The organism is Microbacterium sp. NPDC087591 (assembly GCF_044743625.1).
Lineage (GTDB): Bacteria > Actinomycetota > Actinomycetes > Actinomycetales > Microbacteriaceae > Microbacterium.
On record NZ_JBIUWU010000001.1, the window covers coordinates 1,388,324 to 1,400,393 of the forward strand.

General features: G+C 66.7%; 10 protein-coding genes. 5 read left to right on the forward strand and 5 right to left on the reverse strand.

What is annotated here, in order from left to right:
* Positions 1-15 precede the first annotated feature (15 nt).
* Positions 16-2,079 carry a DUF262 domain-containing protein gene (locus ACIOVG_RS06475; protein WP_400870449.1) on the forward strand — a complete coding sequence of 688 codons (2,064 nt, stop codon included), beginning with the start codon at positions 16-18 and terminating at the stop codon, positions 2,077-2,079.
* A gap of 48 nt (positions 2,080-2,127) precedes the next feature.
* Here ACIOVG_RS06475 and ACIOVG_RS06480 read toward each other — a convergent pair whose 3' ends face one another.
* Together ACIOVG_RS06480 and ACIOVG_RS06485 are read right to left on the reverse strand one after the other, a co-directional pair.
* Positions 2,128-2,955 carry a hypothetical protein gene (locus ACIOVG_RS06480; protein WP_400870452.1) on the reverse strand — a complete coding sequence of 276 codons (828 nt, stop codon included), beginning with the start codon at positions 2,953-2,955 and terminating at the stop codon, positions 2,128-2,130.
* A 42-nt stretch (positions 2,956-2,997) separates the two neighbouring features.
* Complete coding sequence (locus tag ACIOVG_RS06485) at positions 2,998-3,567, reverse strand: TetR/AcrR family transcriptional regulator (RefSeq protein ID WP_400870455.1); 570 nt, start codon at positions 3,565-3,567, stop codon at positions 2,998-3,000.
* Between the two features lie 73 nt (positions 3,568-3,640).
* On the opposite strand from ACIOVG_RS06485, the gene ACIOVG_RS06490 reads away from it, so the two are divergent.
* Positions 3,641-4,642, forward strand: coding sequence for an SDR family NAD(P)-dependent oxidoreductase (locus ACIOVG_RS06490; RefSeq protein ID WP_400870458.1), 1,002 nt, complete (start codon positions 3,641-3,643; stop codon positions 4,640-4,642).
* Positions 4,643-4,722: 80 nt separating this feature from the next.
* Here the strand turns inward: ACIOVG_RS06490 and ACIOVG_RS06495 are convergent, their stop codons facing one another.
* Complete coding sequence (locus ACIOVG_RS06495) at positions 4,723-5,055, reverse strand: hypothetical protein (protein ID WP_400870461.1); 333 nt, start codon at positions 5,053-5,055, stop codon at positions 4,723-4,725.
* Between the two features lie 193 nt (positions 5,056-5,248).
* Here ACIOVG_RS06495 and ACIOVG_RS06500 point away from each other — a divergent pair, with 193 nt between their 5' ends.
* Together ACIOVG_RS06500 and ACIOVG_RS06505 are read left to right on the forward strand one after the other, a co-directional pair.
* Positions 5,249-5,590 (forward strand): hypothetical protein, encoded by a 342-nt coding sequence (locus ACIOVG_RS06500; RefSeq protein WP_400870463.1) that lies wholly within the window; start codon positions 5,249-5,251, stop codon positions 5,588-5,590.
* Positions 5,591-6,102: 512 nt separating this feature from the next.
* Entirely contained in the window at positions 6,103-8,475 is a 2,373-nt protein-coding gene (locus ACIOVG_RS06505) for a M1 family aminopeptidase (RefSeq protein ID WP_400870465.1), read from the forward strand.
* 341 nt (positions 8,476-8,816) lie between these two features.
* On the opposite strand, the gene ACIOVG_RS06510 is transcribed toward ACIOVG_RS06505, so the two are convergent.
* Positions 8,817-9,995 carry a MalY/PatB family protein gene (locus tag ACIOVG_RS06510; RefSeq protein WP_400870467.1) on the reverse strand — a complete coding sequence of 393 codons (1,179 nt, stop codon included), beginning with the start codon at positions 9,993-9,995 and terminating at the stop codon, positions 8,817-8,819.
* Between the two features lie 434 nt (positions 9,996-10,429).
* Here ACIOVG_RS06510 and ACIOVG_RS06515 point away from each other — a divergent pair, with 434 nt between their 5' ends.
* Positions 10,430-11,305 (forward strand): serine/threonine-protein kinase, encoded by an 876-nt coding sequence (locus ACIOVG_RS06515; protein ID WP_400870470.1) that lies wholly within the window; start codon positions 10,430-10,432, stop codon positions 11,303-11,305.
* Positions 11,306-11,520: 215 nt separating this feature from the next.
* On the opposite strand, the gene ACIOVG_RS06520 is transcribed toward ACIOVG_RS06515, so the two are convergent.
* On the reverse strand, positions 11,521-11,979 hold the full coding sequence (locus tag ACIOVG_RS06520) for a VOC family protein (protein ID WP_400870473.1): 459 nt from the start codon (positions 11,977-11,979) through the stop codon (positions 11,521-11,523).
* Between the last annotated feature and the right edge of the window lie 91 nt (positions 11,980-12,070).

Here is a 12,070-nt window from a genome sequence, read left to right on the forward strand (position 1 = left end):
AACCTGGAGGGCGCTTTGAAGGCTGTCGATGCCAATCTGCTGGAGCTGCTGAAGAAAAGCGAGCGCTTCGTCGTGCCGATCTATCAGCGCGTCTACTCCTGGGGAATCACGGAATGCGAACAGCTGTGGACAGACATCGTCCGCGCCGGCGCACGCAACAGCCTGAGTAACCACTTCACCGGTTCGATCGTCTACATCGAGAAGGACCAGGGGACCACGACGTCGCGAGAACCCGACCTGATCATCGATGGTCAGCAGCGCGTGACCACCGTGACGCTGCTCCTCGCTGCCCTCGCGGCACACCTCGACGACCTACCTGACGACGAGCGCGAGCCTGTCACCGGTTTCGCTCCGCAGAAGATCCGAGGCCTCTACCTAACAAACCCCTATGAGTCGGGCGATGACTTCTTCAAGCTGATGCTCTCGAAGCGAGACAAGGAAGCGCTGAAGGCTGTCATCAGCAATGCACCGCTGCCGGCGTCGGACTCGAGGATCATAGAGAACCACGCGTTCTTCATCGACCAGCTAAGCCGCGCAGACGCGGAGACGGTCATCGATGTCTGCCGCGGGCTCTCCAAGCTCGTCGTCGTGGATGTGAAGCTCACCCGCGGCACTGACGACCCGCAGCTCGTCTTCGAGTCGATGAACGCGACCGGCAAACGACTCTCCGAGGCTGACTTGATCCGGAACTTCGTACTCATGGACCTTCCTCCAGCCCGGCAGGAACGCCTGTACGAGGACTACTGGTTCCCGATGGAGAAGGAGTTCCAGGGAACGAACGAGCCCCGATTCGACGAGTTCGTTCGCCACTTCCTGACGGTTAAGACGCTGAGCATCCCTCGGCTCGACGAGATCTATGACGCCTTCAAGGACTACGCCGCCGGACAGGCAGAGCACGGGATGACCCGCGACCAACTGGTCGTGGAGCTGAGCCGCAACGCGAGCTGGTTCGCTGCCATGGCGCTCGACAACGAACTCGACCCATCGCTGGCCAAACGCTTCCGCGAGCTCGACCACCTTGCAACGGTCACGTACCCGTTCCAACTGCGACTCTATGCCGACTACGCGAACGGCAACCTGTCGAGTGCTGAGTTCGCGGAGATCCTGGACACGATCATCGCCTATCTGTTCCGCCGAGCGGTGTGCCGGATTCCGACTAACAGCCTCAACAAGACTTTCGCAACCTTGGCCGCAGCAATCGACCAGCACGACTACGTCGGAAGCGTGCGCGGACGCCTGCTCACGCTTCCGGACTACCGCCGATTCCCCAGCGACGAGGAGTTCAAGGAGGCTCTCAAGTCGACTGACATGTACCACCTGAAGCGGCGCGGCTACTTCTTCCGCACACTGGAGAACCACGGCCGCAAGGAGCAAGTCTCGACGGCTGAGTACACGATCGAACACATCATGCCGCAGAACGCCACTCCGGCATGGCAGGGCGCACTTGGTTCTGACTGGGAAGGCGTTCACGACCGCTACCTTCACACCTTGGGTAACCTGACGCTCACGGGGTACAACCCGGAGTACTCCGATCGGCCCTTCCGCGAGAAGCGAGACATGGAAGGTGGTTTCCGCGAAAGTCCCCTTCGCCTGAACCACGGCCTTGGACAACTGGACACATGGGATGCCACAGCGATTGAACAGCGCGCGGAGCGGTTGGCCCAACAAGCCGTCGAGATTTGGACGCGTCCGTCACTCTCCGAGTCCGAGATCGACGAGTATCGGCGAAAGTTCGATGACTCGCGCCGGTTCGACTGGTCGATGACTCATTCGATCCTCGCCTCATTCCCCGCGGGGCGATGGACGAGTTACAACGCACTTGCCGAAGCAGTCGGCACGGGAGCGCAAGCATTGGCGCGTCATCTCATGACCTGTCGAGACTGTGAGAACCCGTATCGCGTTCTCACTTGGGACGGGAGAGTCGCGAACGACTTCAGGTGGAGTGACGGTGATGACCACCGCGACCCGGCTGACCTGCTCAACTCCGAGGGTGTGCAATTCTCCTATGGACACGCAGACGCCGAGCAGCAACTGACGACCGATGACCTCTTGGAACTTGCCGGAGAAGGCGACTCATGACATAGCGGCCTGAACTCTGGCCCGCTCATAGCGCTCTTACTCCCGCGCTCAGTGGGGTGGCGTCCAGGTAGAACTATCAGCGTCCCACGCGATCACTGTCTTCGAGCTCCCCTCGTGCACGCCTTCTGCCTGTCTTTCGTCAGCACCGAAAACAGCTGCAGTTGCGTGCTCAAGGGATTCGATCGCCTTCGAAGCAGTCGCCTCGTCGCTGGTCTTGATGACAGCGGTCACGGAGTGCTCACGCGTAGAGATCGTCCAGTTCACCGTCGTGGGCACCTCAGCTGACGACCCTTCGGGTGTCCGGCGGCGGCGCCAAAGCACTTTCACGCCGTCCCAGATAACATTCGCTCCGATGGATAGGAGAACCGCATAGGCCACGTCGACGTAGATCTGCGGGTCCGGGACGAGTCCAAACTGGTAGGCGCGATTGATCGAAATCGTCTCATCGCATCGCTCATCCACGGTCAAAGCAGATTCAGCTGCGACAAGAGAGTCATCATCAAACCAGGCGTGGTCGGCGCTGATAGTCACACCGCCCCGGGTACCGCGTCCCACCCTGGAATCACGCTCGATCGGGAGCGTCATCGTGACGGACATCCCGGGAAGCGTTTCGAACCAACGAACATCGTCCTGGTGAACTTCAAGGTTGCACCACAGTTGGTTCACGCCTTCGTCGGCGTGAACGTAAGCTCTCACGTTGCGCACACGGAGCGGCCGCGCGAGATCGTGCCCCAAGTGCATCGGCAGGCCCTGACGATTAATTTGCGCGGCCGCCTCCTCCAAGAACTCAACCGGGACGGAGAATCCACCGTAGGCACTGATTCGTTCGTCGGTCATCATGATCCCGCGCTTCGCTAGCCATTCGCTGTCGCTCATGCAGCCATGCTCCCAGAGGTCGGGCCGAACCTTCGCGATCGGCTACGTCGCAATCCCCCGCAACAAAACCTCAACCGTTCCCTCCACCCGCTCATCCCCCAACGGCCTCCCCAACAGCGCCGCATAACTCGCCATCGCGATGAGCTGATCCGCAATCGCGGCAGCATCCACATCCGCCCGCACATCCCCCGCGGTAACCGCGAGCGACAACCGCGACGTCACCCACTCCCGGATCGGCGCAGCCAGCTTCTCGTTCAGCTCCAGCCCCAACTCCGGGTCCGACGCGGTCACCACGATCAGCGCTCGCGCGACGGCGACGCCATCCGCATCCGCCAACCCGTACGACACCGCTGAGAACCAGGCCCGCAGGTCCGCACCCAGATCATCGGAGAAGGGCACGGCGGCATCGGCACCCGGCACCGACCCCTCGCGCAGCGCCTCCCCGAGGATCGCCGCCTTCGACCCCCACCAGCGGTAGATCGTCTGCTTCGACACCCCGGCGGATTCAGCGAGCCCCTCGATCGTCACGGCCTCGTAGCCGCCAGCTGACAGGGCAGCACGCATAGCGTCCAGAACGGACTGGCGCGCTTTTTCACTGCGAGGACGAGGCACCTTCCGAGCGTACTCAGGCGTACACTGGAAAATAAGTAGACGCACCGTTGCGAAACTCGAACAAGGAGAACAAATGGCCCTCACCGCTCACTCCACCATCGGCGACTGGCTGAACGACCCCACGGGCGGTCCGCTAATCCGCAGCCTCTTCGAGAAGACGGGTGCCGACCCCGAACTGCTCACCCCGGTGCTGGGCCTCCCGCTGCAGCAGCTGGTCGCGATGAGCCAGGGCGCGATGCCGCAGTCCATCGTCGACGACCTGGTGCGCGCGGCCAACGGCGGCGAGATCCCCGAAGACACCGGCGACGAGGGCTGGACCGAGAAGCCCACCGCCGGACGTTTCTCCGGCAAGACCGTGATCGTCACCGGAGCGGCGTCCGGCATCGGCAAGGCCACGGCATCCCGCATCGCCCGCGAAGGCGGACGCGTGATCGCCAGCGACATCGCTGCCGAGAAGCTCGACGCCCTCAAGGCGGAGCTGCCGGATGCCGACATCGTCACGGTCCCCGGCGACCTCACCCAGCAGCACGCGATCGACGCCGTGCTCGCCGCCGCGGGCGACCGCATCGACGGCCTCGCAAATGTCGCCGGCATCAACGACGACTTCTCCCCCGCCGGCGAGACGACGGATGCCGTCTGGGACCGCGTCATTGCGATCAACCTCACCGCTCCGTTCAAGCTCATGCGCGCCGTGCTCCCGATCATGGAGGCAGCGGGCCGCGGCTCGATCCTCAACGTCTCGAGCGAAGCGGGTCTGCGCGGCAACTCCTCGGGCAACGCCTACACCGCCAGCAAGCACGGCATCATCGGCGTCACGAAGTCCGCGGCGTTCATGTACGGGCCGAAGGGCATCCGCGTGAACTCCGTCGCCCCCGGCGGCGTGGCCACCGGCATCCCGATGCCCCCGCACATGTCGGAGTACGGCTCGGGACGACTGGCTCCGTTCCAGCAGGCGATCCCCACCGTCGCGACCGCGGAGCACCTGGCTGCGTCGATCACGTTCCTGCTGTCGGACGATGCCGTGAACATCAACGGCGCCATCCTCGCCTCGGACGGCGGATGGTCGGTGCAGTAAGCCGCACCCTGTCGCACCCGCGAAGCCGACGCCCCCGCCGACCCGAACGGGGGGGGCGTTTCGCGTCTACGGGCGGACGCTCAGCGGTCGGTCGTGACCACTGCTGTGGCGATGGCCGCCGCGACCACGCCGAGCACCCCGACGCCGAGAAGTACGAGCCCCGCGGGCCAGACCACGAGATACGTGGCCTCGAATGTGTCATCGCCCAGGTCGTTGAGCTGTTCGATCGTCCCGGCGCCCGTCAGCCAGATGCCGACGATGAGCGCGACCATCGGCACGATCCAGGCGACGCTCCACGAGAACCTTCGCGCCAGCATCCGTTGCTTCTCCCGCAGTTCCGCCTCCTCGACGATGACCTCGTCGAATCGAGCATCCGCGGCGCGCTCCTGCGCAGCATCCTGAGTCGCATCCATGCCTGCACAGTATCGCTCCCATCACGCCGCGGGATAGGTTCAGGGCTGGGGATACCGACGACGCTGGCTGCGAATGCGCACCACTGGAGTCCGCTCAGATCCCCCAGGACTGCGCCCTCGTATGCGTGCTTTAGTTGCTCACAAGAGGTTGGGTCACCTCCCGCCCACCTCAACGACAAGAGGACGACGACGCATGCTGATCGAGACCGTTGCGGCGCTTGTCGGGGTGAGCGCGGGCTTGATGTTCGGATCGCGGGCCACCGGGCCGCATCGCTGGATGCTGACACTCGCTCCACTCCTGATCGTCGCGGCGGGCTTCATCGGAGCCTTCGCGGTGCTCCCTACCTCCCCGTGGGCGGCTTCCATCTTCGGGATGAGCTCCTTGATCACCAACGTGCTCGCATCCGCCGCAGTCCGGCGGCAGGAGCCGGCCTTTGTCGCGGAGCCGTACTGGCGCCGCGCATTGATGTTCCTGTCGGGGCGCTACCCGACCACCAGCGCCCTTCCAGAGGGAGACGAGCTCGCAGGTCGATAACACCCGTCACCCCCAGAACTCCCGCGCCTCCTCCGCCACAACCCGCCCCTGCGCAGCCTGGGGCACCCACTGGTCGCGAATCGCCTCCTCCCGAGGGTCGAGGCGACAACCTGCGACCACTCGCCGCACGGACTGGTCGCGAATCGCCTCCTCGCGACAGTCGAGGCGACAATTTGCGACCACTGCGCTGAGGAGAGGGCGCGAATCGTCGGCTGCAAGAGCAGGCGCGACCTCACTGCGCTGAGGAGAGAAATGCGCCCGCCGCACACGACCCCGCACGCGGCGTCTCTCGCCTCCTCACGAGGCCGGACCCGCCCCCCATCCTGGACAGAGTCGAACAATTCCCCCGGTCCGCGGGCAGAAAGTCTCGCCGCAACCGAACCGTGAGCAACACGATATATTGCCGAAACATACGTTCCATACGTTTCATACGTATCCCTCAGGGCCACAAGCCCACCCCGCACCACGACGACGTGATCGGTCGCCCTCGCCATGCCAACCCGAAAGCACCCATGCTCCGACTGACCTCCCCTGCCCGTCGGCGAATGCTCGCGACCCTCCCGGTCACCGCGCTGCTCGCCGGTTCCCTCCTCGTCACCTCCGTTCCCGCAGCCGCGGCCGACGACCCGATCGACGGCCCCCGCACTTCCGGCGACGCGATGTTCCCGAACGTCGGCAACGGCGGCTACGACGCTCTGAACTACGACGTGTCCCTCGCCTGGAGCCCGACCGGCGTCGCCGACGGCCTCATCACCGGCGACATCACCACGGCCACGACCACCATGACCGCCAAGGCGCTCTCGCCGCTGCGCAGCTTCTCGCTCGACTTCGAGGGCATGACCATCTCGGCCGTCACCGTCAACGGCGCACCCGCCACGTGGGAGCGCGACATCGACGCGGATGCCGTGAAGTACAAGCTCATCGTCACCCCGGCCACTCCGGTCGACGGCGAGTTCACGGTCGCGGTCACCTACAGCGGCACCCCCGAGCGCCACGTCGACACCGACGGCAGCTACGAGGGATGGAACGGCACGAACGACGGAGCCATCCTGCTCGGACAGCCGATCGGCATGATGACCGGCTTCCCCCACAACAACACCCCGAGCGACAAGGCGACCTACACGATCTCGGTCGACGCACCCTCGGTGCTCGCGAACGCCTCGGGCGTCACGGGTGACGCGGCCGTCGCCAGCAACGGCGAGCTGAAGTCCAAGACCGTCTCCGGCGACCGTACGACCTGGGTGTGGCGTCAGGAAAAGCAGATGGCCTCCGAGCTCGCGGTCATCGCGATCGGGCGCTTCGAGGTGATCGAGGGTTCGATCACGCTGACGGATGGTCGCAACATCCCGTCCTGGTCGTTCATGGACTCGGGTCTCAGCGACGGCAACAAGACCACGATCCGCAACCGGGTCGCCCAGCTCGAGACCATCACGCAGAACCTGGAGTCGATGTACGGCCCCTACCCGGGCAACAGCACGGGCGTGATCGTCGACAGCGTGCCGGGCGGCGTGAACTACGCGCTCGAGACGCAGGACCGCTCGTTCTTCCCCAGCGCGAGCTCGGTGAACGGCAACACGCTCATCCACGAGCTCGTGCACCAGTGGTACGGCGACAACGTCGCACCCACCACCTGGACCGACATCTGGATCGGCGAGGGCATGGCCACGTGGGGTCCAACGCACTACAACAGCGCAGCCGGCTTCGGCAGCGGCACGAGCACCGAGCAGAGCTACTACTCGTCGTGGAACCGCACGGCATCGAGCAGCGCGAACTGGAACACTCCTCCCGGCGCGCAGACCGCCTCGGAAGACCTCTACGGTTACCAGACCTACACGCGCAGCGCGCAGTTCTGGGCGGCGCTGAAGATCTCCATCGGCGACGACGCGTTCTTCTCGCTGATCAAGGAGTGGCAGACCCGCTTCGCCGGCCAGAGCCGCACCGCCGCCGACCTCAAGGCCCTCGCCGAGGAGATCTCCGGTCGCGACATCACCGCGCTGTGGAACGACTGGATCCTCGAGCCCGGCAAGCCCGCCTGGCCCGACAAGCTCTCGCTCTCGCTGACGGATGCCGGCGCTGACCCGCTCGCGGTCGGCGACACCGTGACCTACACGGTCGCAGCCACCAACACGGGCCTCGTGCCCCTGGCGTCTTCGGTCATCACGGTCGACCTGAGCGAGCTGCTGACCCGCGCTACGCTCGACGCCGTCCCGGCCGGAGCCACGCTCGACGGCACGACGCTCACCTGGAACGTCCCGGTCGACACGGCTCCGGCGGCCACGGCCGAGCTCACCTTCAGCGCGACCGTGATCGACACCGCTCCCGGTGGTGCGTTCTCGGTCACCGGACGCGTCGCCACGCTCGGCGGCACGTGCGACGGCTGCGTCGCCGAGGCCGACGTCATGCAGGTGCTCGCACCCACCACGGCCCCGACCATCGCGGGCAAGGCTATCGTCGGACAGACCCTGACCGCGAGCTCCGACGGATGGCCCGAGGGCACGCAGCTCAGCTACGAGTGGGCGATCGACGGCGAGCCCGTCGTGAGCACGGCTCGCGCGGCGGACCCCGCCACGACGTTCACGATCCCCGCGAGCGCGCTCGGTGCGCGCATCTCGGTCACGGTGACCGGGTCGCTGGAGGGGTTCCGCACGGGCTCCGCAACGAGCGCGGCCACAGCCGTGGTCACCGCGGCGGCCGTGCCGGGCGACGGTGGCGATCCCGACACCGGCGGCGATCCCGACACGGGCGGCGTGACGAGTCCGGGCGACGACGAGCTCAGTTCGACGGGTGGTGACCTGCCGATCGGCGGCATCCTCATCGGCATGGTGCTCCTGTCGCTCGGCGGGGCGATCGTCGCGATGCGTCGACGCCGCGGCATCGACGCCTGAGACCCGACGGATGCCGTGACCCGAACACGGCATCCGTCGTCATCCCCCTCTGGGGATGGGAAGCGCACGTCATCCCCCCGGGCGTGCGCTTCTCTCATGCGTGGGGGCGTGTGGTGCCGGCGGTGTGGCGCGAGAAGCGGAGTGGTCCCACTCGGCCGCATCCTGCGCGTTGTTGCGGCCGTTTGCGACGCCTGCCACGAGCGAGAGGACGCGTTTCGCCTGATCGGCGCACGTGAGGCGACCATTCGCGACCACTGCAGCTGTGGGGTCGGCGCGAAGGCTGGGCCGCACACGAAGACTGGCGCGGGAGGGGATCGCTCCAGCGGATGCTCCGGACGAGCCTACGCCCGCCTCCGCACGGCATCACCCATGGCGACGAAGGCTTCTTCCAGGATCGGTCGCGGGGTCGCGAAGACCACCCGCACGTAGTCCTCGTATCCGCGCCCGAGCAGGCGACCCTCGGTGAGCACGACATCAGCCCGCTCGCGGAAGAACTGCGCGGGAGGGCCGTCGATGTCGAGCGCTGCGACGTCGATCCAGCCGATGTATGTCGCTTCGGGAATGCGGTACACGGCGCCGGGCAGCTGCTGCTCCACGAGCGATGCCAGCTGCCGTCGCGAACCGTCGAGGTACCCGATCACCTCGTCGATCCAGGGCCTGCCGTGCCGGTACGCGGCGGTCGAGGCCACGACTCCGAGCGTCGACGCACCGTGGTGCACCGCGAAGCCGAACTTTCGGTACAGCTCCTGGTCGGCGTCGTTCGAGGTGATCAGCTGGGCGGTCTTGAGTCCCGCGATGTTCCACGCCTTCGAGGCGCTGGTGCCGGTGACGGTGTGGCCGGCCGCGGCATCCGAGGTGGACGCATAGGGGATGAAAGGCGCCTGGTCGAAACGCAGCGGCGCATGGATCTCATCGGCGAACACCCGCCCGCCGTGCCGCTCCACGATCTCGGCGATCGCCTCGAGCTCAGCACGCCCGGCGATGGTGCCGGTGGGGTTGTGCGGGTTGCAGAGCACGAGCGTGCGCGCACCGGCAGCGAAGGCCTCGTCGATGCGTTCCAGGTCGTGCTGCCAGCGCCCGTCGACCTCGACGCCCGGCACCTCGATCACCGGATGTCCGATCGAGGGCAGATATGTCAGAAACGGCATGTATGCCGGGGTGGGCACGATCACGGCCGAGCCGGCGGGTGAGTACTCCCGCACGGCCACGCCGAGCGCCGCCATCACATCCGCGACGTGGTGCACGCGCTCGGGGTCGACCACCCATCCGTACTCATCACGCATCCAGTCGGCCGTGGCCTCGCTGAGCTCCGCCGCGACCGGAGGCGACAGATACCCGAGGTTCTCGTCGGCGACCGCGCGGCCGAGGGCCTCGGCGATCGGGGGCGCGACCCCGAAGTCCATCTCCGCGACCCAGGCGCCGATCGTGCCCGGATGCAGGCTCCATTTGCGGCTGTGCGGCCGATCGAGCTGCACCCGCGAACGGGCGTCGAACGGATGGGACGGGAGCGACTCGACCATGACAGGACTCAGGCAGCGCCCGGACAGGACCGACGGGTCGTGGTCTGGATCTCGGACATGGGAAGGCTCCTTCACAGCGGGACTCGACCAATCTACGGATGCCCTCCGCACGACGCACGTCTCGTGTCGTCGGATAACGCGAGGGGCGTTTCTTCACGTGTGGGGTGGTGGTGGCGCGAGGTGGAGTGGTTGCGGGAGTGGTCGCGAATGGCCGCATCCGCGCGGGGATTGCGACCCTTCGCGACCGGCCCCGCGCGGCGCAGGTCGCAGGTCATCGCATCCCTGCGTGGGAGACGACCATTCGCGACCACTCAATGCCCCGAGACGCCGCGCCTCTCACGACTGCGTATCGGAGTCAAGGGAGCAGACGGGTTCGTGCGGGCGACCTAGTTTCGGAGCATGCTTCACGAGAATGCCGCCGCGAGGGTGCCGCGATGACGCTCGACGTCGTCTCACCGGCGACCGCTCTGCTCGACGACCGCTACCTGCTCCAGGAGCGCGTCGGACGCGGCGGGATGTCGACTGTCTATCGCGCGATGGACACCCGCATGGAGCGCCCGGTCGCGATCAAGATGATCCACGAGGATGACCGCGCCGCCGCATCCGCCGACCGCGCCCACACCGAGAAGGCGCTGCTGGCCGCCGTCGACCACCGCTCGCTGGTGACGCTGTACGACGCGCAGCTGATCCCCGGACGCCCTCGCTACCTGGTGATGGAGTTCGTCGACGGCCCCACGCTCGCCCGACGGCTCACCAGCGGTCCGATGCGCCCTCGCCAGGTCGCCCGTTTCACCAGAGACCTCGCCGAGGGGCTGGCCGTCGTGCATGCGGCGGGGATCATCCACCGAGACGTGAAGCCGTCGAACATCATGCTCGCCCGCGACGCGCTCGGCGGTCCGTGGACGGCGAAGCTCGCGGACTTCGGCATCGCCTGCGAAGTCGGCAGCCCCCGCATGACGGCACCCGGCGTCGTGCTCGGCACCTTCGCCTACATGGCGCCAGAGCTGCTGCGTGACGCCGAGCCCGGAACTCCCGGTGACGTGTTCAGCCTCGGCCTGGTCGCGCTCGAGGCGCTGACCGGGAGCCTGGCGTACCCCGCGAACGGATCCGGCCGCGGCGCCGCGACCGCCCGCGTCATGAATCCTCCCGTGATCCCGGATCGCATCCGCGACGACTGGCGCCACCTGCTCGAGCGGATGACGCGTCTGGACCCGGCCGAGCGCCCGACGGCCGCGCAGGTCGCCCTCTCGGCGGAGTCGCTCATGCGCGTGCGGCGCGCGACCACCGTCGTGGCCCCCGCCACTGCGTGAGCCGCGGCGCCGGCGCGCGCGGTGCGGAGTCTGCGTGCGCTCCGCGCGGCCAGATGTACGTTTATCGGCCATGCGGTGCGGAGTCTGCGTGCGCTTCGCGCGGCCAGATGCACGTTTATCGGCCAGACTGAGCGAAATTGGCCGAAGAACGTGCATCTGGCCGCCGGGAACATCGGCCGACGGAAGCGCCGGCCGCGGATGCCCCGCGCACGGGCTCAGCCGGCCTGCACGTCGAGCACCCAGGTCACGCCGAAGCGGTCGGTGAGCATCCCGAAGCCCGCCGACCAGGCCGACGCCGCGAGCGGCTCGACGATCACGGCACCCTCGGAGAGCGCGTCCCAGTAGCCGGTGATCTGTTCGAGCGAGTCACCGCGCAGGGACTGGAAGAACGTGCGATCCGTGATCGTGGTGCCGTTCTCGCGGTGGGTCGATCCGGCGGTGGCCGTGGTATCCGGATCGTCCTGCCCCGGGATGTCGTAGGCCATCAGGCGGATGCCGTCGGCGGTCTGCAGCTGTCCGAACACGATCTTGTCGGCGCCGGGAACCCCCGCGGGCATACCGAAGTCGCCGTAGGTCGCGGCTGTGACCTCTCCGCCGAACACGGACTGGTAGAAGTCGAGCGCCTGCCGGGCGACGCCGCGGAAGTTCAAGTGCGTGGTGGTCGTGAGAGTCATGAGATGTTCCTTTCTGCCGGCGTTCCGTCGGTCGGAGTCGCCGTGAGATCAACGATCGCAACAGAAGAGGTCAGTTTCGGTCCTCTTCTCG